Source organism: Acinetobacter sp. YH16042 (genome assembly GCF_013417245.1).
Lineage (GTDB): Bacteria > Pseudomonadota > Gammaproteobacteria > Pseudomonadales > Moraxellaceae > Acinetobacter > Acinetobacter amyesii.
The window spans coordinates 1-25,688 of record NZ_VPEJ01000015.1 but is presented as its reverse complement, the minus strand read 5'-3'; the positions used below and the strand labels follow the sequence as shown (position 1 = coordinate 25,688).

The window sequence follows — 25,688 nt, the reverse complement described above, 5'->3', positions numbered from 1 at the left end:
AAATAAAAAACAGACTTCACATGAAGTCTGTTTTTTATTCATTCTCATCCGCATCGGATTATTTTTTACGATATGCTTCTTGGCATTCAGGCGCATCACAATAGCCATAAAGATTTAATGAGTGACCTGTAAGTTGGAAACCAAATTTTTCTGCCACTTGATGTTGCTCATGCTCAATCACATCATTAGTAAATTCCACCACTTTATTGCAGTTTTGACACACAATATGGTCATGGTGATCTTCTTGCATAATCTCAAAAACAGAATGATTGTTTTCAAAATGATGGCGTTGAATAATACCTGCAGCTTCAAACTGTGTTAACACGCGATACACAGTTGCTAAACCCACATCTTCACCCTGTTCAAGTAAAGTCTTATAAATATCTTCTGCGCTTAAGTGATGTTGTCTTGAATTTTCAAGCAATTCCAATATTTTAATTCGTGGAAGTGTAACTTTAAGTCCAGCTTTACGTAAATCTTGATTTGAAATAGGCATGAAAAAAGGTCTCTCAACAAAATTAAAGTTGGAATATGCAACAAAGTTTAGATGCAGTATGATCTATCCTTGGATCAAATGCATCATAATTAATTTGGGATAGTTTAGCAAAATGCAAAAAATCATGCTGACGTTATTTGTCACTTCATTGCTCGTAGGCTGTTCAACCTTGGGCGTTTATAAAGTTGATATTCCACAAGGTACACCTTTAACTCAAGCACAAGCGGCTAAAATTCAAGTGGGAATGAGCCACCAACAAGTTCGCTTTTTGCTAGGTAGTCCAACTGTTGCCGATCCAATGAATCCGTTACGTTGGGACTACATTTATAAGTATACCCCAGGAACATATGCTAAAAAAGCCAAGATTCCTGCTGCACATGGTCAACACTTAAAAATCTTCTTTGACCAAAACGGTATCGTTCAAAAAATTGAAGGCTTAGAAACCATTCCAGAGTCTCAACCGGGCTTACCAGGTTCTAAAGAAGCGATTTTAACTGCGCCACCACTATAGTCGCTTTAAGATAAAAATAAACCCCTAAATTTAGGGGTTTTTTTTATAAGTACAATTGCTTGAAACGATTGCCTCGACAATAACGGCCGACGGGATTTTTCTTGGCGCGATTACGACGAATATCTTTCGGATTAATGGTTAATGCACGATAGATTTCGACGCGATCACCTGCTTCAAGTAACTGAGATGAATCGCTTACACGCGCCCCGAAGATTCCTAGTGTTAACACTTCTGGTAAATCCACTTGTTTTCGAATGCCACTTTGCACAATAGCATCTTCAACCGTCATACCGGGATTAAAGCTCAGCGGAATTAATATCTGCTGTTCCATGCTCGCATAAGCGACCCATACTTGTAACTGAGCTGTCATTAGAATAACTGCCCAATCACAGCCACCAATGCCAATATTATTGACAAGGGCACTACGATACGTACGGCAATACGCCAAATATTATAAAAGGTTTCATGACTGAAGTTCATTGACTTACGTAGATGACTAATCTTCATAATCCAACCTGCGAAAATCGCATAAATCAGACAAATAATTAAGCCCCAAATCAACAAGGCAATATTAAATACTGGAACAACAGTGCTCAGTGCCCATACAAAAACCGCAACCAATAAAATCGCCCATTGCACCACTATGGCCAATTGGCGTTGTTGTAATTGTTCACGTGACATTTGAATCAGCAATGCTGAAGCAGCAACCAAACCCACAACCAGTGCTAAAGCAGGTACTTGTGCTTTTGCTGCGAAAAAGGCAAAAGCAACCACTGCCAAAAGTTGAGCGATCCAAATCGGAAATACCGTTTTGCTTGCAATCTCTTGTTGCTTCACAGCTGGCAAACTTGACTGCCAGTACAAGCCCATCCCCAAACCACTTGCTACGAGCGCCAAGACGGTTGCATTGCCCCACTCACTAAATTCGAGCGCAGTCATTTTCCACTCTGGTAAGGCAGTTCCCATAACATTCGCTAAGACTACTGCAGCAATCACACCAATAGCGGTCAAAATCACTAAAAATTGGCGTGGTACAAACGACAATGCAAATGCAATGACCGCAAGGACAGCCAAAATCATGCTATAGGCAAAGCCATTAGCTGTAAAAATTGCCACATATTGCGATGCGGCTGAAAGCATGGCACCTGCTAAAAATGGAATAAATACTACGGCAAGCCAACCGACTACACGCCATTTGGGTGAAGCATCCGCATCACGTGTTAGCGAAGACAGTGCTTGAACTGCTGTGGTTTTTGAACGTTTTGCTAAAGCAATTTCCAAATAACATAGCGGTAAAGCTAAAATAAGCATTGTACCTAGCCACAACAGCCAGAAATCTAGCTGACGTTCAATTTGAATACCTGTTACCGGTGCTAAAGTTGCAATAATGATAAAAGATAAACAGAACGCCATCAGTGGCGATAACCATTTCGACATCGCATTGTCCTGCATGACAAATTCCTTTGAAAATTCTAGCGCTATTTTGCCTTGCTGTGCCTTGAAAATCAAAAACAAAAAGCAAATCACCTTAAAGGTGATTTGCTGCGCAAATAATATTATTAGATTTTAATTGTTTTTATTTCATTTTTTGAGGTTATGAAAAGAAACGTGCAAACCAATTTTTGCCTTTTTTCTTTTCTTTTTCTTTGATGATACCCATCATATTTTCTTTAACCGCACCGACATAATCAGCATCATCGTGCTGAATATGGTTAATCAGCCATTTTGAAAGCACTTCATGTAATTCATTTTCAATCGCATGCCCCATTTCAAAACGGTCACGGTAAGATTCAATTTTTTTAATAAATAAATCATGTACGCGTTTATGTGGCACACGATATTTATAACCCGCTTCTTCTTGTAAAGATTCTTCGAAGGTAAAATGTGATTGCGTGTAATCAATAATGTTTTCCAGAATTTGTTTTACACGATCACGATCTGTATTTGCGTCAATGCCATCAATTTCATTGATGTAGTCAAGAATCCGTTTGTGTTGATCGTCAATCACATCGATACCAGTATTGTATTCTGGAACCCATTTCATTTTCATTACGACCACCTATAAATATGAAGGACTTATCACGTAAATTTCATCATATAATTAAAGAACTTAAATAAAAATGAAGTAAAAAGGTTGGTTTTAATTGAAATACTGCCATTTATATTGTAATCAATTGTTTTTATTATGTTAATTTATTTAATCCCGAGTATAAAGCTAAGATATTTTTTAATCAATTCAATATCTTAGAAAACACCCTTAATTCAATAAAGTGTAAGATATTCATTTTTATAATGAATATCTTTCATTCAAAATTAATACTGATCTGCACGTGTGACACGTTTTAAAGATGGGTCCAGCCGCTCACGTTCTAAACGTTCAACAACCGTCTTTGCAGCACGAATTGGACGACCATGTTGAAATAAAATCATTTCACCCGGCTCAAATGCTGTCCAAACTTCGTTTTGCGTTAGGGGTTCAGTGGTAATCACGGCAACACGGTCTTCAGGCGTAGTGACTTCACTAAAATCGACTTCAACATCAATATCAATCAACTGTGCAGGCTGAAATGGAAACTCTCGAACCAGCCAATGCAGCTTGGTAATCGCATAACTAAATAGCGCCTGCCCATTCGACAAACAAAAATTAAAGGTGCCATGTTCTGCAATTTTAGGAGAAATTTCTAATAACAGATCAAACACCTGATCGAGTGTAGGTTCGGTATAACCAAAACGTTTCACCATTTGCTCGAGCAAATAGCAAAAGGCCAATTCACTGTCGGTATTGCCGACGGGGCTGAAGCGCCCTGTGAGCTTAGGCTGAAAGCCATGTAGGTCGCCATTATGTGCAAAAATCCACTGTCTGCCCCACAATTCACGACTAAATGGATGTGAGTTTTCAAGATTAATTTTGCCTTGTGTCGCTTTACGAATGTGTGCAATCACATTGCGAGATTTAATCGGGTAGTTTCGGATCAGCTCAGCAATCGGAGACTCTACAGCAGATTGATTGTCGACAAATAAACGACATGCTTTATCTTCAAAAAAAGCGATACCAAAGCCATCACAATGATCTGAGGTAATTCCTGCTCGCTGCGAAAATCCCCGAAACGAAAAAGTTATATCGGTAGGAGTCGCACAATTCATTCCGAGCAGCTGGCACATATCGATCATTTCAGCAGTAAATCTATGATTTCTCTATTGTGCATGACAGTTTTAGTTGTTGTAAATCTAAAATCGGCGCCATTGTAAGAGTTTTTATAATCCAACAGGGCAAATACATTATTTGATCTTTTCAAAAGTTACTTAGCCAACTGATAAATAATAAAAAAGCCTCAAAAGAGGCTTTTTTATATCAAAAAATGCTAAGTATCTTAAGCTTTTTTCACATTGGTTCGATTGGTGATTAATGTACCCACACCATGATCCGTAAAGATTTCAAGTAATGTTGCATGAGGTACACGACCATCAACAATATGTGCGCTGATTACGCCGCCTTTGACTGCATCTAATGCACAGCCAACTTTCGGAATCATGCCGCCATAGATCACGCCAGTTTCAATCAAACGATCGACTTCTTGGGTGGTTAACCCAGTCAGCAGATTTTTATTTTCGTCTAAAACACCCGTGATATTGGTCAATAAAATTAGCTTTTCCGCACCCAATGCTTCAGCCACTTTACCTGCAACCAAGTCAGCATTGATGTTATAGGTGTTGCCGTCTTCGTCTACACCTAATGGTGCAATCACAGGAATAAAATCGCTTTGGGTAAACATTTCAAGTACGTCAGTTTTCACACCAACCACTTCGCCAACTAGACCTAAATCAATCTGTTTTACTGAACCATCTTCGGCTGTTTTTTCCATCAATAATTTTTGCGCACGGATCAAATTACCATCTTTACCCGTTAAACCAATTGCACGGCCACCGTGTTTATTGATTAAGTTCACAATCGATTTGTTCACGCTGCCGCCCAAGACCATCTCGACAACTTCCATCGTTGCAGGATCAGTCACGCGCATACCGTCGATACGATCAGACTCACGGCCTAATTGTTTGAGGAATGAATCCACTTGTGGACCACCGCCATGAACCACAATCGGATTTAAACCAACCGTTTTCAGCAGCACGATATCACGTGCAAATGAGCTCTCAAGCTCAGGATCGGTCATGGCATTACCACCATACTTCACTACCAGCGTCTTACCCGCAAAACGTTGAATATACGGCAAAGCTTCCGTCAGGATTTGTGCTTTGTCGATGCCAGTATGTTGATGTGGCATTTGCCTCTCCTTATTGAGCATCTGGAATGTCATGAGCAATGTCTGGATAGTGCTCAACTAACATGGAAACAAACAGATCTCGTATTTCTTTTAAGCGTGCTGATGAGTTGGCATCAAAGCGTAAAGTGAAATACTCACCTGTATTCGATGCTCGAATGATGCCAAATCCATCATCAAAATCAAGGCGTATTCCATCAATTTTACTGATTTGTGCCGGAATTCGCGCAGAATTGGCTTCAACCAGCTTTAAAACTTCCGCTGGATCATGCTGATGCGTACTGACATATAAATCTTCGGTACTAAAGCGCTCTGGATATTTCGCCAAAGCTTCTGACAATGTCAGCCCCTGAGTTTGAATATATTCTAATACCCTTAAGGCAGCATATAGACCGTCGTCATAGCCACCACCACGACCGTCATTAAAAACATAATGCCCTGCGTATTCACCACCAAAAACCGCTTTGCCTTTAGATTGGGAAATATACTTTCGCAAAAAACTACTGCCCGTTCGAATCATGACAGGCTGTGCTTCTAGATCACACACAGTATCGCGAATCATTGTTGAACATTTCACATCAAATACCACCTCTGCATGTGGTTTTTGAGTCAAACAAATTTCAGCAAATAAACATAATAATCGATCTGCAGAAACGACTTTGCAAGTTTCATCAATCAGCACTAAACGATCACCATCACCATCTAAAGCAATGCCAATATCGGCTTTTTGTAGCTGTATGGCTTGGCGGAGATGGGTTAAATGTTTGAGCTGTGATGGATCTGGAGCATGATCAGGGAAATGTCCATCAGCTTGGCAACGTAATGCCAAAACTTCACAGCCTAATTTATTTAATAATAAGGCTGCACAATGCCCAGCTGAACCATGCATGCCATCGATCACAACTTTAAGTGGTTGCTGTAAATGAATGTCATCTAAAATAAATTTCTGATAGGCCAAACAATATTCAGGCTTGATTTCGTGTGGCTCAAGTTTAGTCATCAAATGCACACGTTCCGAAGAAAAACAATTTCGTGCTTCGACTGCAACGTGTTGAATCATCTCCGGACAAGGTGGCTCACCTTTGATAATCCACTTGATACCATTATCTGATTTAGGATTATGGCTCGCCGTCACCATAATGCCATTGCCTTGAAATTGTCCCGCAATAAAATACAACATCGGGCTTGAGCAGCAGCCAATAATTTCCGCTTCAAGGCCAGCCTCATGGCAGACTTTTTGAATTATTTTTGCATAGGTTGGACTGGTTAAACGCGCATCATAGCCAATGGCAAGGCTCTTTTGCCCTGCATCTAAATATTGTTTGACTAAGCCACAAGCAATTGACTGAACTAAATCAGCATTTAAGAGCGATATTTTCCCGCGAATGTCATATGCACGAAAAATATGTTGCGGAAAGTGATTAAACAGTGAACCCATACTATGTTCTTCTAATTACATCTTTATTAATTAAAAAATCTAAAACTCTAATGAGAATTTAAGCTTTTAATTAAAGGATAAAATCCTGAAAAAAGTGTAGCTTTTTTATAACAATTTTAGTTAATAATCAATTAATAATATTTAAATACTGATCAAAAACTTAAAAATTAATCCCAAAACTTCTATTTTCCACAAATTATTTTTATATATAAATCATTAATTTACAATTTAAAAAATATCAAACCACCCGTTCATCTATATTTATTTTACTTTTCAAATATTTTTAAATCCCTATTCCACTCTGTACAAATATAGTAAATTGATTAAATTTAAATCAACAAAGAAGGTGCAATTTATTCTTCTCTATTAAAATATAATCCGAGTAATTTCATCAGAATTAAATTTTTCGAGATAAGCCTATAAACGATATTGATAAAAGCCTAAACACCCTAAATATAGATTTGATTTTGAATAAATTAAAAATTTAAATAAAATCATATAAATAAAAACCATCACGAGGATGGTTTTTATTAGCTACTTGATTGTAGGCATTTACTTGTCAACACACTGGATCAAAAGTCTCGCGCTGATTAGTTTTTACCTGTATGACCAAAACCGCCTGCACCACGTTCAGTGGCTTCAAACTCATCTACAATATCAAACTGAGCTTGTACAACTGGCACTAAAACATATTGTGCTAAACGCTCACCCGGCTCTAGGCTAAATGCCGTTTGGCTACGGTTCCAAACAGATACCATCAATTCACCTTGATAGTCTGAGTCAATCAAACCGACCAAGTTACCCAACACGATTCCGTGTTTATGACCTAAGCCTGAACGTGGCAGAATTAAACCTGCAAAATTTGTGTCTTCGATATAAATCGATAGGCCTGTTTTTACCAGAACAGTTTGACCCGGTTCAATTACGGTGGTTTCTTCTACACATGCACGGAGATCAAGACCTGCCGAACCTGCTGTGGCATAAGTTGGCATTGGCCATTCCGTACCTAAACGTGTGTCGAGAACTTTAACTTGAACTTTCATGGTTCATTCCTGTTTCAATAAAACGAATTTCAAAAAATAAATAAAATATTCTACGCATTAAGCTTTAACGCTTAATCAGCGCGCGTAAATTTTCTAAATAATGCTGTGCTTGCTGTTTAGGATCGATATCCCCTGCCAGCTTTTTCTTGCGCCCTAACCACTCCAATTCATCTTGTGGCAGTTCGTCCAAGAAACGGCTTGGTGTCATTTGTCGCATTTGACCACCGGCTTTACGCTGCTCTGCAAGAGTCATGGTTAAACCTTGACGTGCACGAGTAATCCCCACATACATCAGTCGACGTTCTTCCTCAACCGTGTCGGCAGCAATGGAGTTTTTATGCGGTAGAATTTCTTCTTCCAGACCAATCAAATAAACGAATGGAAATTCCAGACCTTTCGACGCATGAAGTGTTAACAAATTGACTTTATCGGTGTCTTCTTCTTCTTGTTGCTGTTCTAACATATCGAGCAGCACCATTTTACGAATCACACTTTCAATGTTCTTTTCATCTACATCTTCAGCGCGGTTTATCAAACTTTGAATACTGCTATATAGCACTTCAATATTATCCAGTTTGGTTTTTTCCTGCGCAGGTGTAGCTGCAGATTCTTTAACATAGTCGATATAACCTGCTTCAATCATCATGCGACGAATGATCGGAACAGGTTCATCATCTTCTAATAATTCACGAGTAAAGGTCGAAATAAAGTCCGCAAATTCGGCCAATTGGGTTGTGGCTTTTTTCGGAATCGCCATGCTTAAGCGCTGGTCACCTGCTGCACTGAGTAAGGATAAATTACTTTCCTGCGCAAATAAGCCAAGCTTTTCCAAAGTCACAGGACCAATCGCACGTTTTGGCGTATTGATAATTCGTAAAAATGCACTGTCATCTTCAGGGTTGATGATCAAACGTAAGTAGCTCATCAAGTCCTTAATTTCAGCACGAGCGAAGAAAGACTGACCACCCGATAATTTATACGGGATCTGCATTTGGCGTAGCTGTGTCTCTAGAGCACGCGCTTGGAAATTACCACGGTATAAAATGGCGTAGTCTTTCCAATTTTTACCATTCATCAGCTTGTGCGTAATCAAGTCTTTTACAACGCGTTCTGATTCATCATCGTCATTACGACAAGTAATCACGCGGATCACTTCACCATGGCCTTTATCTGACCAAAGCTTTTTATCGAAAATATGTGGGTTATTGCCAATAACTGTATTGGCAGCTTTTAAAATACGACTGGTCGAGCGATAGTTTTGCTCAAGCTTAATCACTTTCAGATTACGGAAATCTTCCTTCAATAAAGCCATATTCTCAGGCTTAGCACCACGCCATGCATAAATCGATTGGTCATCATCACCTACCGCGGTGAACTGTCCCATGACACCCACGAGTAATTTCACCAAAATATATTGCGCGGTGTTGGTATCTTGATATTCGTCGACCAATAAATAGCGGATTCGATTCTGCCAACGATCACGCACTTCTGCATTTTCTTGTAATAAGCGCGTCGGCATGACAATCAAATCATCAAAATCCACAGCATTGTAGGCACGTAAATTACGCTCATACAGTTGATACAGATGTGCAAACTGAACGTCTTCTGCTGTTTCACAGGTGGTATGCGCTTGCTCAGGTGGAATCAGATCGTTTTTCCAATCTGAAATCATTTTCATGGCTTTGGCAATCAGCTCTTTACTTTCTGCACCGGATAAATTGTCGCGATGCATTAAATCCATCAAAATGCGTTTGCAGTCATCTGCATCTAAAATAGAAAAGTTATTTTTCAGTGGTGTATTTTTTAATTCCAAACGAAGCATGTTTAGCCCGAAGTTATGGAATGTAGAAACTGACAGCCCTTTTGCCTCTTCACGGCTCATCAGCTTCGTCACACGCTCTTTCATTTCACGCGCAGCTTTGTTGGTAAAGGTCATCGCGGTGATACGGTGCGCAGGAATACCACAATGCTTCACCAAATAGGCAATTTTACGGGTAATCACCGATGTTTTGCCTGAACCTGCCCCTGCAAGTACTAACAAGGGTCCTTGAGTGTATTTCATTGCTTCAAGTTGCTTGTCGTTCAACTGACTTGCCAGTGACATAGTCTTTCCTCTTATTAATTCGAGGATGATTATAGTCATCTGAAACGATCTTGCCTAATGCAAAATGTATTTTATCGGTCATTAAAAATGCCATAAAAAAAGCCACCCGAGGGTGGCCTTTCGTTTCGAACTAAAACTTATTTAGTTTCGTAAACTGAGATTTCTACGCGACGGTTTTGTTCACGACCTGCAGCAGTTGAGTTATCCGCTACTGGAGAAGTTGAACCGTAACCACGTGCAGTAATACGAGTTGAAGAAATACCTTGAGACGCTAGGTAGTTTTTCACTGAGTTTGCACGGTTTTGAGAAAGTGGGTTGTTGATCGCATCAGTACCAGTGTTATCTGTGTGACCGTGTACAACGATTGCAAGTTTGTTTGCAGTACCGTCTTCACGCAATACTTTAGCAACATCATTCAACGCAGATTGGAACTGAGATTGAATAGTTGAAGAGTTAGTTGCGAAAGTTACTGATGGCATAACAAGGTTGATCGAACCATCTGGATTACGACCTACGTCAACACCAGTACCAGCCAATTCTTGTTTAAGACGTTTTTCTTTCTTATCAAGAAGAAGACCTGCACCACCACCAACTACAGCACCAATTGCAGCTGCTTGACCCATTTTGTCTTTATCAGCATTAGAATAAGCAATACCAGCGCCTAAAAGAGCACCTAGACCAGTACCGATTGCTGCTTTGTCATATTCCATGTTTTGACAACCAGTAAGTGCCATTGCCCCAACTACTGCCGAAATTACTAGTGCACGCATTGCATGCCTCCTTCTTTGTGTTTTGTTGTATGGTTGAAATGATGAAGTAAAACAAATGGCTGAACCATTGATTTTTTGTTAATAATAAAACGTTTAGTTACAATTTGTAATATGAATACGAGATTTATTTGTTAATTCCATCACAATTTCTTCACAGTTCTGCAGATGCCCTTTTTTATTTAATCAACTCGAACTATATTTATTAGAATCAATCATTATTTGGACAATTTCCGCTAGGACTTTTTATATGTCATCTCAAACAAATAAGCAACCGACACTAAAAAAAATTAGCAAAGGACTTACCGTCGGTTCAGTTATGACAGGCAGTACTTTTTTCCATGGTCCTCCTGTACTAGCCCTTGGTCTAACCAAACTCTTTAAAAAATCAAAAAAGGTTGATGAAACCAACATAAAAATTACCAACAGTTGGCTCACGGTCAATAACTGGTTAATTGATCACGTTTTACCCAACACAAAATGGGATATCACCATCGATGAAGGCCTCGACTTAAATTTGCATGGTCGCTATCTCATGACCTGTAACCATCAGAGTTGGGTCGATACAACAGTTAACCAATATTTTGGTTTAACCCGTATGCCACTGACGCGTTTCTTTACCAAATGGGAACTCATTTTCATTCCATTTGTTGGACAAGCTTTTAAAATTTTAGGCTTCCCAATGATGAAACGTCATAGCAAAGAACAAATCGCGAAAAATCCTGAACTTAAATATCGAGATATGGAAGAAGCGCGTAAATCTTGTGAACAGTTATTGAGCCAGCCTTTTACCCTGCTGAACTATTTGGAAGGCACTCGCTTTACCCCTGAAAAGCATGCGCAGCAGCAGTCACCGTATCAAAACCTTCTTAAACCCAAAGCGGGTGGTTTAGCACTGGCACTCAATATTTTAGGGGATCAAGTTGATGCTCTCGTAGATATGACCATCGTCTATCCAAATGGTGCACCGGGTTATGGTGAATTTTGGCTCGGTGAAGTTCCACGTATCGCCGTGGATTTACGTAAAATTGAAATTCCTACTTGGGTGCATGGCGGCAACTATGAAGATGACGCAGAGTTCCGTGAAAAATTTCAGCATTGGGTGGATGAGCTGTGGACGGAGAAAGACCAACTCATTACTCGTATGAAAGCTAAATACTCAGTTACTGAATAATTAAGAAGAAGTTTTATGTCGCAGAACAGCATGCCGCAAAACAAGAAATCTAAATATCATCATGTCAATCCAAACAGTTGGTCATTCAAACTGTTTTTGATTTATGACATATTCATGGTGTTTATTATTGTTTTTAACTTGTTCTGCCTGTGCATGAACTTTTTCCTCATGAGCAATCTTGGCAGTTGGTTCTTTAACAGTATCCACCTGCCCGATGTGCTGAGTTTTTACCGTGAACATTTGCATCCGTGGGTGATTACCACCGAAGCGTGGTTCATTATCTTTTTGATTGTAGAACTGTTGGTGCGTTGGGCGATTGCCATCATCAACAAGCACCATCAGCGCTGGTTCTTCTTCCCGTTTATACATTGGTACGAAATTTTAGCCATTGTGCCGCATTTACGTTTCCTGCGTTTATTTCGCGCGGGCGTGATTGCCTATCGACTTTATGAAATGGGTTATCAGATTGTGCCATCGGCATGGCAAAAGAAAGCTTTGTTTTATTATCGTGTGGTGATGGAAGAACTGTCTGATCGAGTAGTACTGACGGTGCTCGATGGGGTTAGACATGAGTTAAACACCAGTACCACACATAAAGATTTGATTAGCAATGTCGTTCAGCATCACCGAGAGTTATTTACCCAAGTCTTGGCCGAAATTTTGCAAGAAAATTTAAGCAAAGAGCTACGTGCTGAACGTGAATTGATCGCCAAAAATGTCGGAAAAATCGTCAGTCAGGCCATCGAAGACACCCCAGAACTCACGCAGCTATTGCGCTTAGTGCCAATCGTTGGCAGCCGCATTGAACAGCAGATTCAAAGTATCGGGCAACGTTTGGGTGAAAATATTACCCAAGGTTTAATTTCCCCGTTGGCTTATCCCAATACATCGACGGCTCAGAAACCCAATCTATATTTAGACATTTCACAGCGTGTTAGCCGTATTGAAATCGAAAATAATGCCCAGCTGGATGAGTTGGTTCGCTCTGCGGTTTTTGAAAGTCTAGAAGCTATTCGTAAGCAAGTGAAAGTAAAACAGTGGCAGCAGATTATGCAGGAGCAGGACCAAGCTACAGAATAAACACTTAGTCAAAAATAATTGCGAACTCCGCTAGAGTATTCATGCAAATTGTTCTAGGATTTGCTCTATTTACAACATAACTACTTCGGCACAAAAGTAATAGTTAGAAGTCTCAAGGATTCAATATGGCTGATATACGGATAAAAGGCAAAATGGTCAATGCGATTCGCATTCACCTCGATACCAATGATCATGATGCGATCCGCCAGCAACTTACTCCAATGTTCCAAAAGGCTTTTCCACCCGGAACATTAGCCGTGATTGAAAGTACGGTTGATCAAGAACTAATTGCACTGATTCAACTACTTATTAGTATTGAAATTCAACCGATTGGTGTCACTGAAGGTCCGCTATCGGACCAAGCACGTGCTATCCAATTTCCCGTGGTTCCTGCAGATCGTAAACTACAACAAGTTAAACCGACACGCGAACAAGTGGTTGAAGAACCCGCGCCTGCAGAAGAAAAAACCGAAGATAAAATTGCTGCAGTCGAAGTACCGAATATTCGTCATGCCACGTCTTATCACAATGAAATCTTGCGTACAGGTCAATGTTTAGTCCAAGACCATGGCGATATCATTATTAATGCTGGTATTAATAGCGGTTCAGAAGTAATTGCTTCAGGAAATATACATATTTATGGTAGTGCTCGTGGTAGAGTCATTGCCGGAGCTGGTGGGAACACGGCTGCACGTATTTTCTGTCATTCATTAGAAGCTGAATTGGTTTCAATTGCAGGGACTTACTGTGTCGCTGATGACATTCCACCTCATGTGGTCAAACAGCCAGTACACATTTATTTGAATGACCAGCAAGAGCTAGTATTTGAAGCTTTGCAATTTTAATGTATAAATAATCACCAAACCCCTAATTAAAAAAGGGGATTTAAACCATAACAGGAGTGGATTCGGTGGCGAAAATTGTTGTCGTAACATCAGGTAAAGGTGGCGTAGGTAAAACAACTACAAGCGCATCTTTTGCAACAGGTTTAGCCCTTCGCGGCCACAAAACTGTTGTGATCGACTTTGATGTGGGTTTACGTAACCTTGACTTGATCATGGGCTGTGAACGCCGCGTTGTATATGACTTTGTAAACGTATTGAATAACGAAGCTCGATTACAACAAGCGCTTATTCGCGATAAAGATATTGAAAATCTCTACATTTTGCCAGCATCTCAAACACGTGATAAAGACGCGTTAACAGATGAAGGTGTAGCTCGTGTAATGGACGAACTTTCTCAAGAGTTCGATTACATCATTTGTGACTCACCTGCGGGTATCGAACGTGGTGCAATTTTAGCAATGTATCATGCTGATGAAGCGATCATTGTGACGAACCCAGAAATTTCTTCGGTACGTGACTCTGACCGTATTATTGGGATGCTCGACAGCAAAACCAAAAAAGTAGAACAAAACGAAGGTCGTATCCGTAAGCATCTCTGTATTACACGTTTCAATCCAGAACGTGCGGATAAGCAAGAGATGTTGACGATTGATGACATTTCAAAAGATATTTTACGCGTACCGACTTTAGGTGTTATTCCTGAATGTAAAAGCGTTCTACAAGCATCAAACGAAGGTAAACCAGTGATTTTGTTTACAGAAGAAGCGGCTGGCCAAGCGTATGATGACCTTGTTGCACGTTTCCTTGGTGAAGAGCGCCCTTACCGTCATATTACGGTAAAACCTAAGGGTTGGTTAGCACGTCTATTTGGAGCGTAATCATGGCAGGATTCTGGAGCAAACTTTTTAGCAGTGACGAGAAACCGTCAAGCGCACAAACGGCAAAAGACCGTTTAAAAGTCATCGTGGCATCTGAAAATGGTTTAGGTAAACGCCTCAGCCAAGATAAGATTGACATGATGAAAAAAGAAATCATGCAAGTAGTAAACCGCTATGTTCGTGGTGTAGATGAGCAACATATTCAAATGTCTGTTCGTTCTGAAGCGAATATTGAAATGCTTGAAATGAATATCAATTTGCCTGAAGAACGTTAATCTGAATTCTGATTAGCCAAGTAAATTGAATCAAGGCAAAATGTGAGGCTGGATCAGTAAAGCGCTGCTTTACCCAGCCGCAAGATGAGAAGCTTTGCTTCGAGTGGGCTGGATTAGTTTTATTCCTTTGTTAGATCAAAAGCTTTGCTTCGAGTAAACGGGATAAAAAAATAACTTTTGATCCAACCAAAAAATGAGTCACTTAACTTAGAGATGGCGAATAAAACCATTTTACTTGCGTACTCATTTTTGCCTTTATGTATTTTTAAACCAGCAAGGAGATTGCGATGGCATTATCTCAGCCAGCAACGTTCAACGAAGAATGGTCAGATGAGCGTGTATTTGCCTACCTTACTCAGCTTCCTCCTGAAGGAGTGAATGGCGACTTTCACGTGCTTTACCATGCTTTCAAACATATGCGTCCAAATGACTATGAGCGTCTTTTGACTCAATTCGTTGCCGATGGCCGTGATGTGAACGCAACTAATCCTGAAGGTCAGCGTATTCATGACGTGATTGCTCAATACCCACGTCAAAGCGCAGGTTTCCTCGAAGTATTGGCAAAATTTGCTTAATTTCGAGTAACAAAAAAAAGCCCGCATGATGCGGGCTTTTTTTATCTTATTTAATATCGGCGTAATTGAATATAATCATGATCAATGCACGATCAACATGAGCAATGGAAACATCAAACCAAAACCAATGGTTTGTACACTAATAATGGCCGCCATCAGTTGTGAATCGCCCTGATAATAGCGTGTCAAAATATAAGACGATGATGCAGTCGGCAAAGCAAAAAAGACCACTAAAATCATCCGTTCAAAATCAGTCAAACCCATCCATGTACTCAATAGATAAGCCATACATGGCATTAACATGAGGCGCCCTATCGTATTTAAACTTAAACGACGTAGATCGGCGCGCATTTGCTGAAACTGTAATGCCGCTCCCACAGACAATAAACCCAAAGGTAAACTCATTGCCGCCAATATTTTTAGCAGCTCGGGTAAACCATTAAATAAGGTGAGACCTGATAAATTAAATAGAACACCGACTACACAACCTAGAATGAGCGGATTTTTCGCGATAGAAATACAGGTTTGTCCAAGCTGTTTAACGCTGATATTGGAAAAAGACAGGACAGAAATGATATTCACCAAAGGAACAGCCACAGCAATCAACATCGCAAACATTTGCATGCCTTCTGAGCCAAACAGCGCCCCCATTAATGACAAGCCAATATAGGTATTAAAACGAATATGACTTTGGATATACACGCCAAAACGCTGCACGGGGATATGCATAAACTGCTTGATCCCCCACAACACGATGCTGATCAAACAGGTGCCCGCAACCAGTACTGTCAACATTCGTGAAACAGTGTTCATATCCAATTGCACGGCTGATACATTCAAAAATAGCAGCACAGGAAATAAAACGTAGTAATTAAGTTTTTCTGAATTTGCCCAAAATTCATCCTGAACAAACTGTGTGTATTTAAGCACATAGCCCATCGCGATTAATGCAACGAGGGGAAACAATGCGACGACGATATTCATGCTGTACGCCTTGAAATAAAGTAGCTATTTCATCTTTAACCATTTATGTAGCACAATATAATCCTCATCTAGACTCATAACAAAATGAGTAATTACTCATGGCAATGACATTTTCTCAGCTTGAAATTTTTATTAAAGTCGCAGAACAACAAAGCTTTACTCTCGCTGCTCGACAGCTGGGAATTACTCAGTCAGCTGTCTCTCATACCCTAAAGTGTTTAGAGCAACATTGGAATGTCAGCTTATTTAGCCGTGAACAAGGCGAAATTAGCCTGACTCATATTGGTCAGCAGTTATTACTGCATGCCAAAGAAATCATCAATACGGCACAAATCATGCAACAAGAAGTGCATGCCGCACATGGTATTCAACAAGGAACGTTGAGAATTGGCTCTTTTGGTTCTTCTAGTTCGATTCATCTGCTTCCAGAGCTATTAAAGGCATATAGAGAGCGCTATCCGCACATTGAGATCTATGTCGAAGAAGGTACCGATGCAGAAGTGTCTCGTTGGATTTCTGAACGTCAGATTGATGTGGGTTTTGCCGTACTCCCTAAGCCGCAGCTGTTCACCTTCCCGTTAATTCAAGACATTTTCATTGCCTTGATTCCAGATAGTTATTCAGTTTCCAAACACAGTCATTTAAATATCCAAGACCTGCAAAATTACCCCTTTATTATGACCCGTGCGGGCAGCCAGTCCCATGTCGAAAAACTGCTTAAACAACACCACATACAACCTAAAATCACCTATCAAATGTCGCAACTGTTAACCATTTTAAATATGGTGAATTTACAGGAAGGGATTGCTATCGTTGCAGATATGGCGATGCCTGCTGAGCTGTTGGCATTGCATCCACATGTGGTCAAACGTCCACTCTTTCCAAATACCCAACGGCAAATTGGACTCGCCGTAAAAAATCAAAAACTCATGAGCCCTGCCTGCAAAGCCTTTATCGAATTGGCCCAGTCCATGTTCTACCAAGATGAGTTCTCAATCTAAAAATAAAAAAAAACCTGCCGAAGCAGGTTTTTTGTTTTAGGACTTAGACCAAGATATCTCGTTTGCCATTTGGCCCCATCCCACTGACGATGCCATTTTCTTCCATCTGATCAATAATCCGTGCTGCACGGTTATAGCCGAGACTGAATTTACGCTGTAAAGATGAGGTCGATGCTTTACGTGTTTCCAAAACGAAACTAACACATTGATCATACAGCGCATCACGGTCTGATCCACCATCACCATCTTCAAAACCGCGAGATGTCGGCTCTTCATCATAAGGCGTGAGGATTTCATCGACATAATTCGGTTCACCGCGCTCACGCCATGCATCACAAATACGGTTCACTTCATCGTCTGAAATAAACGCGCCATGTACCCGTTCAGGTTCAATTTTCCCCGGTCCGAGGAATAACATATCACCATGGCCCAGTAAGTCTTCCGCACCACCAGCGTCTAAGATAGTACGTGAATCCAGTTTACTGTTCACACGTAGCGCAGCACGCGTTGGAATATTGGCTTTGATCAAACCTGTCACTACATCTACGGTTGGACGCTGAGTCGCCAACAGCAAATGAATCCCTGCTGCACGTGATTTTTGTGCAAGACGGGTAATCATTTCTTCAGCTTTTTTACCCACTTGCATGATCATGTCGGCAAATTCGTCGGCAACAATTACGATCAACGGCATAGGCTGTAAACGTGGCGCACGACTTTGCGTTGCTGAGTCATCTGGCTTCCAAGTTGGATCAATGAGATCTTCACCATTAGCCATTGCTTCTTCAATTTTGCGGTTAAAGTCAGTCAGCTTACGTACTTTCATCAAAGACATCAGCTTATAACGACGCTCCATTTCATTCACACACCAGTTCAATGCACTCACCGCATCTTTCATGTCAGTTACAACAGGCGTTAACAAATGTGGAATATCGTTATAGTTGGCAAGTTCCAACTGTTTCGGGTCAATCATAATGAGACGCAGTTGCTCAGGTGTGTATTTCAACAACATCGACAACAACATGGCATTGACTGCGACTGACTTACCAGAACCCGTAGTACCTGCCACCAACATATGCGGCGCTTTCGCCAAATCGGCCAAGACAGGATTACCTGAAATATCTTTACCCATCGCCATACTAAGTAAGGCATTTGGATCACGGTAAGCAGGAGTTTCTAACAGCTCAATAAGACGAACCATTTCACGTGAACTATTTGGGACTTCAATCCCGATATACGGTTTACCCGGAATGACTTCCACCACACGTACAGAGGCCATAGACATCGAACGTGCCAAGTCACGTGAAATATTGGTGACTTTCGACGCTTTCACACCAGGTGCTAAATCAAGTTCAAAACGTGTTACGACTGGTCCCGGCTGTGCCTCTACAACTTTGGCTTTGACATTAAACTCTTGCAGTTTAATTTCTAAAAGTTCAGACAAGCGAGACAATTGCTCTGCAGTGAAATTGACTTTCTTGTTCGGATCAACCGGATCTAAGATTTCCAAGCCCGGCAAAGTCGGTAAATCCAAGCGTTTTTGTGCCACTTGCATCGCACGTGACATTGGACGACCAGAGGCATCGGTTAAAGGCGCATCAAAGTCAAAATCATCTTCGAGATCTAAATCGATGTCTTCAGGTTTACCCGCCGTTTCTTGCCACACTTCACGGAATGCATCTTTATTCGAGCTGATTAAGGCTTTTTCATCATCAGATACAAAAGTCTGCGGCTGTGTATTGATTTCAGCACGAACCAAAGGCGTAGATTGCGCATAACTACTGGTTGTACGAACTGGCTGTGCCTGTTCTATCGCTCGCTCTGCTTCTTCAACCAGCAAATCATCGAGATCATTAAATTCAGCTTCAGCACTGATATTTTTCGGTGTGGTGAGCGTTGTCGTTTGTGCAGCTGCCACACCTAATCCTACAACAGTTGCAGCAGTACCTGTTGCAAAATCATTTGAATGCGTTGCTAGACTTTCATTTTGCGATGTATTAAATGGGCTATGCACATCCGTCGCTGTTTTACCATTCGGGACAGCCGCTAACAGCTCGTCGAAGATTTCATCATCATCCCAATCCACTGATTTTTTAGCAGGTTGCACCGCTTCTGTCGGAGATGTCGAATGCACATCCGCTGTTTTGTTGAAATATTCAGTTTGATTGGCAGGCTGCTCTTCTTCTGCAGCTTTCAGTAAAGCATCAATATCTTGTTTATGCCGTTGGTCATCATTTGAATGCAAGGCACGCCAAACCTCTCCTGTCGCAACAACACGTTGTTGATCTTGCTCAAACTGACGCACTTTCGCCAAAGTATGTTCAAAATCTTCATCGGATGGTGTAGCAGTCTCCATCGAATCTACCGTAGATAAATGCTGTACATTGCCTTCTTTTTCTGCCCATTCTTTATCAGCAATATCATCAAATAAACGCTCAGCAACACGATCGCGTACTACAGGGTCAACCTCTACAGCATGATGCTCATGGGCGGGTGTAACTGGTGCAACCACTTTTGATGCATGCGCAGCAGCACTCTCTTTTTTAGTCGTTGGTACTGTACGGTCAAATGCGGTGTCGCCTTCAGGCACATTGCGATAGAACAAATCTTGCAGATAAGCTGGTGTCGATTTCATGGTTGCCCATGTCTTATTCCACTTGATGCCAAAGGCCAAAGTGAACAACATGATCCAAAATGCAATAAGAAATATTGCTGCACCATAGACCGTTAAAATTTGTTCAAGACTTTGACCCAGTTCATAACCAATAATCCCGCCCGATGCATTTTCTAAAGTATCTTCAGGGACATTCCAAAACAGGAAAAGTAAACTTGAAGTTGCCAGTAAAATAAAGAACTGAGCGGCATAACGAAATGGACGGTTTAAAAAACTACGTGGCCACCACACTTGAATTGCTTCGAGAAATAAATAGACAGGTATCAGCAGACTTGCCCAACCTAAAAATCCATAGAGTAAATCAGCGATCCATGCACCTGCGACGCCGCTGGCATTTGAAACTTGCTGAGTATCACTGGATAAATGCATCCATCCCGGATCAAATGGCGTATATGTGACTGTTGCAAGGAACAGATATATCCCAAATGAAACAAGGAATAAAGTCATTATTAAGCGCTGTGCATATGCACCCGACACCGCTGTCATATACGTTCCTGTAACCAATTCTTCATGAATGTTTTTGTCATTACCCACAACAAAAATGGGCTGAATCTAAACCTGTTATTATGCACCTGTTCAATAAAAAAGATGCAAGATAATTTAAGTATAGTTGTTAACTTTATTCTATATAGCTCAAAACGATTTCGATGATCAATAATATCGACTTTAATCTCACACAATCGTTTCAAACTTTGACGTATAATTCCACAAATTATCATATAAAAAAAGGATTCTACGGATGAGCGCTCGTCACTCACGTCTAATTATTTTAGGTTCTGGTCCTGCAGGTTATAGCGCTGCGGTATACGCTGCCCGTGCGAACCTGAAACCGACACTCATCGCAGGTATTCAATTAGGCGGTCAATTGACTACAACGACAGAAGTAGACAACTGGCCAGGTGGTGCAGAAGGTTTAACAGGCCCTGCCCTAATGGAACAAATGCAAGCTCATGCTGAACGTTTTGGTACAGAAATTGTGTATGACCATATCAACGAAGTGGACCTCAATGTTCGTCCGTTCGTGCTTAAAGGCGATATGGAAGAGTTTACTTGTGATGCATTGATTATTTGTACAGGTGCAACTGCACAATATTTAGGTCTTGAATCAGAAGCTGCTTTCATGGGTCAAGGCGTAAGCGCATGTGCAACATGTGATGGCTTCTTTTATAAAAATCAAAAAGTCATGGTTGTCGGCGGCGGTAATACTGCTGTGGAAGAAGCGCTGTATCTTTCAAACATTGCTTCTCATGTCACTCTTGTACACCGTCGTGACACTTTACGTTCAGAGAAAATTCTGCAAGATCATCTTTTTGCAAAAGAAAAAGAAGGTAAAATCAGTATTATTTGGAATCACCAAGTGGATGAAGTCATTGGCGATAACACCGGTGTGACTTCTGTACGTATTAAATCTACGCTAGATGATTCAACTCAAAATGTTGATGTCACTGGTATGTTTGTGGCGATTGGTCACAAACCAAACAGCGGTATTTTTGATGGTCAATTGAACCTACGTGATGGCTACATCCAAGTTCAAAGCGGAACTGCGGGTAATGCAACACAAACGTCTATTCCGGGTGTATTTGCTGCGGGTGATATTGCCGACAGCATTTACCGTCAAGCCATTACTTCTGCAGGTTCAGGCTGTATGGCTGCACTCGATGCTGAAAAATACCTTGATGCACTCGGTGAATAATCTTTTGCTTAAGTCATTTGCTTAGCTAAACAGTTTTAAAAATTAGCCGACCTGATGGTCGGCTTTTTTATGTATGATAAAAATCCGTATACCTCAATAAGAAGCTTGGCATGCCGATACTCCCTCCTTCTGAATTTACTTTCCCCGAACCTGTTGAATGCGATCCCGAAGGTGAAGGTTTAATTTGCATCGGTGCTGACCTCTCCCCTTCCACACTGTTTGAAGCCTATAGTCACGGTCTTTTCCCGTGGTTCAGTGAAGGTGATCCGATTTGTTGGTGGTGTCCTGAACCTCGCTGCATTATTCGACCGCAGGACTATCATCCAAGCAAATCCTTATTACGCAGCATGAAAAAAATGGACTATAAGATCACCATTAATCATGCGTTTGAAACTGTGATTCGCTCATGTTCTTTGCCGCGTAGTTATGCCAATGAAACATGGATTTCAGAAGATATTATTCAGGGATATTCTGCGCTGTTTGACGCAGGCTATGCTTATAGCATTGAAGTTTGGGAAAACGAGACTGTTGTAGGTGGCCTCTATGGGGTCAATATTGGTCATGGCTGCTTTGGCGAGTCTATGTTTAGTACACGAACAGATGTCTCTAAAATGGCGTTTTACACCTTAATGCTCATCGGGCAAGAGAATCAGTTGCCATGGATTGATTGCCAATTGGTCAACGATCACCTCTTAAGCTTAGGTGCGAGTACACTTTCTCGCCAACTATACCTTAATTCGTTACAAGATGTTGTTAAACAACCATCAATCGATTGGAAAAAGTATCAGGACAGTGTATTTTCAAGTAAAACAATAGCGCAATGGGCAAGTCTCAGCGCATGACAATAAAAGAGGGATATTACGATGAATTCCTATCAACCGAAGTCCCTGTTGAACGAATTACAGTACTACATCACGCCTCCGCATGATTGTAGCTACTTAGAAAATAAATCTGCTCGGATGGTCTTTCTTGATCCTGTCCATCGTATTGATGTGGTCACGTTATCCGAACTTTCCCGCATGGGTTTTCGTCGTAGTGGTGATTTTGTCTACCGCCCTGAATGTCATCTTTGTCGTCAATGTCTATCCTCACGCGTGCCTGTTCTTGAATTTCAAATGAACAGCGTGCAAAAAAAAGCGTGGAAACGGAATCAAGATTTAACGGTGAAAATTAGCCGCCCTCAAGATGCCGATGCAAAGCATTATGCCCTGTACGAACGCTATATCAATGAACGGCATGCTGATGGTGATATGTACCCACCTAGCCAAGATCAATTTGAAAAATTTTTAATTAATAGCTGCACTGACAGTTTCTTTTTAGAGCTGTGGTTAGATGAGCAACTGATCAGTGTATCTACCTGTGATCCACTTGATGATGGTATTTCAGCGGTATATACCTTTTTTGATCCTGATGAAAGCCGTCGCTCCCTAGGGACTTTTGCCATTCTGAAACAAATCGAGCACGCACAAAAGCTTGGACTGCAATATGTCTACTTGGGCTATTGGGTACCCGATTCGCAAAAAATGAATTATAAATCTCAGTATATTCCACTGGAACTTCTGCTTGATGGACAATGGCGTCGACTCAACCGACCACTGACCCAAGAAGAAATTAGCCAACTGGGGGATTCCCTGATGACCACCTTACCTTCCGGCTGGAACAATCCTATTATTAAATAAAAGGGATTAAACAAAAGATATTCAATAAAATAGCATCCGTTTATTCACGAATGCTTGCTTTAAATCTGATTACGCTTCACCGCTTTTATTTAAATAAAGCTGCAAAATCATCACTACAAGCCTTCACCATAATAATGGCATGCTCACGCGTTCCATCGGCATTTGGATAATAATTCTTTCGCAAATCGATTTGATGAAAATCCGCTTTTTCATATAAACGGATCGCAGGTTTATTACCTTCTCGCACTTCTAAGAAGATTTGAATGGGGTTATTTTTGAGTAAAGCAATAGATTCATCGAGCAATTGAAAACCTAAGCCTTTGCCTTGCTGGCTCGGATCGATCGCCATCAACAGCAAATTTGCTTCATCTAAAACGGGTTGTAAAATGCAAAAACCTACAACTTTTCCTTGTCGCTCAATCACCGTACTTTGATAGGCAGCAATCGATTCTTGAAATTGTTTTATAGTCCAAGGATGGCTTTGTACACGGCGCTCGATATCGTAAACCTGCTGTACATCAGCGTCTTGCATCAAACGAATCATCTTCGTTTATCTTTCTATGGCTAGGGTATGCGCATTATAAAAAGTTTGTCTCTAAAGTTGAATAAAAAAAAGAGCGATTTACATCGCCCTTCTCAAAAAGTCACCACAGCGCTGTGATTAGAGACCCAAATAAGCTTTCCACGTTTTTAACAAACCTGAAGTATCTAAATCATTCGGGTGAAAACCAGGTTTAAAATACATCAGCATTTCTTTACCCATACCAGTGATGATGCCTTTTGAAGGGCTATAACCATAGGTATAAATATCTTTTAATGCTTCAAAATTAAGCTTGTTATCTTCTTTTAATAAACGAGCGACAAAATAACTTTGTACGAAGAATAAAGTCACCATTGCGCCAATCAATGAACCTGTACGGAGTGCGTAGGCCTTTATTCCCTGACCAAAGACACCTTCAAATACATCATAAGCTACGGCTTTATGCTCATTTTCTTCAATCGCATGCCATAACCACATATTTTTCATGGTTTCATCAGTCATTAAGGCTTGAATATGTGGGTTAACCAATAACTGTGAAGCGATGGTTGCAGTGAAATGCTCAAGTGCCGTAGTTGCGGTTAGATCCACCATTTCTTGAGTAATACCAACAGGTTTACCAATACGTGCAAAGACTTTGCGCACGCCTTGGATAACTCGACCCGTTGCCTTATCAAGCGTTTCGACATCATGACCGTATTTTTGTGCAGAAGCATTGAAGCCTTCATGCTCTTGCGTATGCATGGCTTCCTGACCAATGAAAGCACTAATTTCTTTTTGTAAGGCTTCATTGTTTGCGATCGCTGGGTGTTTACGTACGGCACGCACACTATCAATAAAGAACATTTCACCCGCTGGAAATAAAGCAGATAATGCGGTCATAAAATGTGTCAAACCAGCTGAGCCGTTCATCCAATACTCTGGTACTGCATCAAATTCAAAATTCATGCGACGTACAGGGAAACTTGCACCTGCTCGATTAGTAATCTTTACTTTAGCGTTCATGCCTAACTCCTTTTTGAGTTATTAAATACTCAAACTTTTTATTGGTTTTCTTGAGTTCATATTACGGTTTTATTGAAGCGTAATTATTTCAGTTAAGGACAGTGAATTATCACTAAAGGACAGCTTTAAAAAATATTGTCAGACAATTTCCCCTATCACATTGAATAAGCATAAAAAAAAGCGCCTCAAAGAGGCGCTTTTTTACACACATTTAGTGATTATGCAGTTACTTTAGAAACTACACCAGCACCAACTGTACGGCCACCTTCACGGATCGCAAAGCGTAAGCCAGCGTCCATTGCGATTGGGTGGATTAATTCTACTGACATTTCTACGTTGTCACCAGGCATAACCATTTCAACGCCTTCTTTAAGCGCGATCGCACCAGTTACGTCAGTTGTACGGAAGTAGAACTGTGGACGGTAACCGTTAAGGAATGGAGTATGACGGCCACCTTCGTCTTTAGAAAGTACGTATACTTCTGCGTCGAATTTAGTATGCGGTTTGATTGTACCTGGTTTAGCAAGTACTTGACCACGTTGAACGTCTTCACGTTTAGTACCACGTAGAAGAACACCACAGTTCTCGCCCGCACGACCTTCGTCAAGAAGTTTACGGAACATTTCTACGCCAGTTACAGTTGTTTTAACTGTA

Annotated in this window: 26 protein-coding genes; 11 read left to right on the top strand and 15 right to left on the bottom strand. The window is 40.8% G+C overall.

Annotation, left to right across the window (positions count from 1 at the left end):
• Nucleotides 1-58 precede the first annotated feature (58 nt).
• A complete protein-coding gene (gene fur, locus FTV37_RS11355) occupies nucleotides 59-496 on the bottom strand; it encodes a ferric iron uptake transcriptional regulator (protein WP_078193101.1) in 438 nt (145 codons plus the stop codon).
• A 112-nt stretch (nucleotides 497-608) separates the two neighbouring features.
• On the opposite strand from fur, the gene FTV37_RS11350 reads away from it, so the two are divergent.
• The gene (locus tag FTV37_RS11350; protein ID WP_078193102.1) at nucleotides 609-1,007 is read left to right on the top strand and encodes an outer membrane protein assembly factor BamE; all 399 of its coding nucleotides are present in this window, start codon (nucleotides 609-611) and stop codon (nucleotides 1,005-1,007) included.
• 43 nt (nucleotides 1,008-1,050) lie between these two features.
• Here FTV37_RS11350 and FTV37_RS11345 read toward each other — a convergent pair whose 3' ends face one another.
• The 9 genes from FTV37_RS11345 to FTV37_RS11305 all read right to left on the bottom strand — a co-directional run bounded on the left by FTV37_RS11345 (nucleotide 1,051) and on the right by FTV37_RS11305 (nucleotide 10,639).
• Nucleotides 1,051-1,377, bottom strand: a complete 327-nt coding sequence (locus tag FTV37_RS11345; protein ID WP_180063880.1) for an RnfH family protein — start codon at nucleotides 1,375-1,377, stop codon at nucleotides 1,051-1,053.
• Nucleotides 1,377-2,459 carry a hypothetical protein gene (locus tag FTV37_RS11340; protein WP_180063879.1) on the bottom strand — a complete coding sequence of 361 codons (1,083 nt, stop codon included), beginning with the start codon at nucleotides 2,457-2,459 and terminating at the stop codon, nucleotides 1,377-1,379. Before FTV37_RS11340 ends, FTV37_RS11345 begins: the two co-directional genes overlap by 1 nt.
• Nucleotides 2,460-2,601: 142 nt before the next feature.
• Entirely contained in the window at nucleotides 2,602-3,057 is a 456-nt protein-coding gene (locus tag FTV37_RS11335; RefSeq protein ID WP_078190032.1) for a bacteriohemerythrin, read from the bottom strand.
• A gap of 263 nt (nucleotides 3,058-3,320) precedes the next feature.
• Nucleotides 3,321-4,169, bottom strand: coding sequence for a class II glutamine amidotransferase (locus tag FTV37_RS11330; protein WP_180063917.1), 849 nt, complete (start codon nucleotides 4,167-4,169; stop codon nucleotides 3,321-3,323).
• A 209-nt stretch (nucleotides 4,170-4,378) separates the two neighbouring features.
• Entirely contained in the window at nucleotides 4,379-5,287 is a 909-nt protein-coding gene (gene argB, locus FTV37_RS11325) for an acetylglutamate kinase (RefSeq protein ID WP_078190033.1), read from the bottom strand.
• A gap of 10 nt (nucleotides 5,288-5,297) precedes the next feature.
• Nucleotides 5,298-6,722 carry a phosphomannomutase/phosphoglucomutase gene (locus FTV37_RS11320; protein WP_180063878.1) on the bottom strand — a complete coding sequence of 475 codons (1,425 nt, stop codon included), beginning with the start codon at nucleotides 6,720-6,722 and terminating at the stop codon, nucleotides 5,298-5,300.
• 590 nt (nucleotides 6,723-7,312) lie between these two features.
• Nucleotides 7,313-7,765: a dUTP diphosphatase gene (gene dut / locus FTV37_RS11315; RefSeq protein ID WP_111885270.1), complete on the bottom strand. Its 453-nt coding sequence runs from the start codon at nucleotides 7,763-7,765 to the stop codon at nucleotides 7,313-7,315.
• A 64-nt stretch (nucleotides 7,766-7,829) separates the two neighbouring features.
• On the bottom strand, nucleotides 7,830-9,869 hold the full coding sequence (locus tag FTV37_RS11310; RefSeq protein ID WP_078193107.1) for a UvrD-helicase domain-containing protein: 2,040 nt from the start codon (nucleotides 9,867-9,869) through the stop codon (nucleotides 7,830-7,832).
• Between the two features lie 137 nt (nucleotides 9,870-10,006).
• Nucleotides 10,007-10,639, bottom strand: coding sequence for an OmpA family protein (locus tag FTV37_RS11305; protein ID WP_078193108.1), 633 nt, complete (start codon nucleotides 10,637-10,639; stop codon nucleotides 10,007-10,009).
• Between the two features lie 247 nt (nucleotides 10,640-10,886).
• Between FTV37_RS11305 and FTV37_RS11300 the strand changes: the two genes are divergently transcribed.
• From FTV37_RS11300 to FTV37_RS11275, 6 genes are all read left to right on the top strand, one after another.
• Entirely contained in the window at nucleotides 10,887-11,810 is a 924-nt protein-coding gene (locus FTV37_RS11300) for an acyltransferase (RefSeq protein ID WP_180063877.1), read from the top strand.
• 15 nt (nucleotides 11,811-11,825) lie between these two features.
• Entirely contained in the window at nucleotides 11,826-12,890 is a 1,065-nt protein-coding gene (locus tag FTV37_RS11295) for a preprotein translocase subunit SecA (protein ID WP_373683579.1), read from the top strand.
• 125 nt (nucleotides 12,891-13,015) lie between these two features.
• Complete coding sequence (gene minC, locus FTV37_RS11290; RefSeq protein WP_180063876.1) at nucleotides 13,016-13,735, top strand: septum site-determining protein MinC; 720 nt, start codon at nucleotides 13,016-13,018, stop codon at nucleotides 13,733-13,735.
• Between the two features lie 65 nt (nucleotides 13,736-13,800).
• Entirely contained in the window at nucleotides 13,801-14,613 is an 813-nt protein-coding gene (gene minD, locus FTV37_RS11285; RefSeq protein ID WP_067670152.1) for a septum site-determining protein MinD, read from the top strand.
• A 2-nt stretch (nucleotides 14,614-14,615) separates the two neighbouring features.
• Complete coding sequence (gene minE, locus FTV37_RS11280; protein ID WP_078190039.1) at nucleotides 14,616-14,888, top strand: cell division topological specificity factor MinE; 273 nt, start codon at nucleotides 14,616-14,618, stop codon at nucleotides 14,886-14,888.
• A gap of 287 nt (nucleotides 14,889-15,175) precedes the next feature.
• Nucleotides 15,176-15,463, top strand: a complete 288-nt coding sequence (locus tag FTV37_RS11275) for a PA4642 family protein (protein ID WP_067766167.1) — start codon at nucleotides 15,176-15,178, stop codon at nucleotides 15,461-15,463.
• 81 nt (nucleotides 15,464-15,544) lie between these two features.
• On the opposite strand, the gene FTV37_RS11270 is transcribed toward FTV37_RS11275, so the two are convergent.
• On the bottom strand, nucleotides 15,545-16,447 hold the full coding sequence (locus tag FTV37_RS11270) for an AEC family transporter (protein ID WP_180063875.1): 903 nt from the start codon (nucleotides 16,445-16,447) through the stop codon (nucleotides 15,545-15,547).
• A gap of 104 nt (nucleotides 16,448-16,551) precedes the next feature.
• Here FTV37_RS11270 and FTV37_RS11265 point away from each other — a divergent pair, with 104 nt between their 5' ends.
• Nucleotides 16,552-17,448 (top strand): LysR family transcriptional regulator, encoded by an 897-nt coding sequence (locus tag FTV37_RS11265; RefSeq protein WP_180063915.1) that lies wholly within the window; start codon nucleotides 16,552-16,554, stop codon nucleotides 17,446-17,448.
• Nucleotides 17,449-17,491: 43 nt separating this feature from the next.
• Here the strand turns inward: FTV37_RS11265 and FTV37_RS11260 are convergent, their stop codons facing one another.
• On the bottom strand, nucleotides 17,492-20,605 hold the full coding sequence (locus FTV37_RS11260) for a DNA translocase FtsK (RefSeq protein ID WP_180063874.1): 3,114 nt from the start codon (nucleotides 20,603-20,605) through the stop codon (nucleotides 17,492-17,494).
• A 253-nt stretch (nucleotides 20,606-20,858) separates the two neighbouring features.
• On the opposite strand from FTV37_RS11260, the gene trxB reads away from it, so the two are divergent.
• The 3 genes from trxB to FTV37_RS11245 all read left to right on the top strand — a co-directional run bounded on the left by trxB (nucleotide 20,859) and on the right by FTV37_RS11245 (nucleotide 23,491).
• Nucleotides 20,859-21,812, top strand: coding sequence for a thioredoxin-disulfide reductase (gene trxB, locus FTV37_RS11255; protein WP_180026552.1), 954 nt, complete (start codon nucleotides 20,859-20,861; stop codon nucleotides 21,810-21,812).
• A 110-nt stretch (nucleotides 21,813-21,922) separates the two neighbouring features.
• Nucleotides 21,923-22,654, top strand: a complete 732-nt coding sequence (aat, locus tag FTV37_RS11250; protein ID WP_180063873.1) for a leucyl/phenylalanyl-tRNA--protein transferase — start codon at nucleotides 21,923-21,925, stop codon at nucleotides 22,652-22,654.
• Between the two features lie 21 nt (nucleotides 22,655-22,675).
• Nucleotides 22,676-23,491, top strand: a complete 816-nt coding sequence (locus tag FTV37_RS11245) for an arginyltransferase (protein WP_168379088.1) — start codon at nucleotides 22,676-22,678, stop codon at nucleotides 23,489-23,491.
• A gap of 85 nt (nucleotides 23,492-23,576) precedes the next feature.
• On the opposite strand, the gene rimI is transcribed toward FTV37_RS11245, so the two are convergent.
• The 3 genes from rimI to FTV37_RS11230 form a co-directional block, all read right to left on the bottom strand.
• Nucleotides 23,577-24,035 carry a ribosomal protein S18-alanine N-acetyltransferase gene (gene rimI, locus FTV37_RS11240; protein WP_180063872.1) on the bottom strand — a complete coding sequence of 153 codons (459 nt, stop codon included), beginning with the start codon at nucleotides 24,033-24,035 and terminating at the stop codon, nucleotides 23,577-23,579.
• A 117-nt stretch (nucleotides 24,036-24,152) separates the two neighbouring features.
• Nucleotides 24,153-25,034: a metal-dependent hydrolase gene (locus FTV37_RS11235; protein WP_180063871.1), complete on the bottom strand. Its 882-nt coding sequence runs from the start codon at nucleotides 25,032-25,034 to the stop codon at nucleotides 24,153-24,155.
• A 218-nt stretch (nucleotides 25,035-25,252) separates the two neighbouring features.
• Nucleotides 25,253-25,688: EF-Tu/IF-2/RF-3 family GTPase (locus FTV37_RS11230; protein ID WP_257224283.1), on the bottom strand; the 436-nt coding region annotated here is incomplete at its 5' end.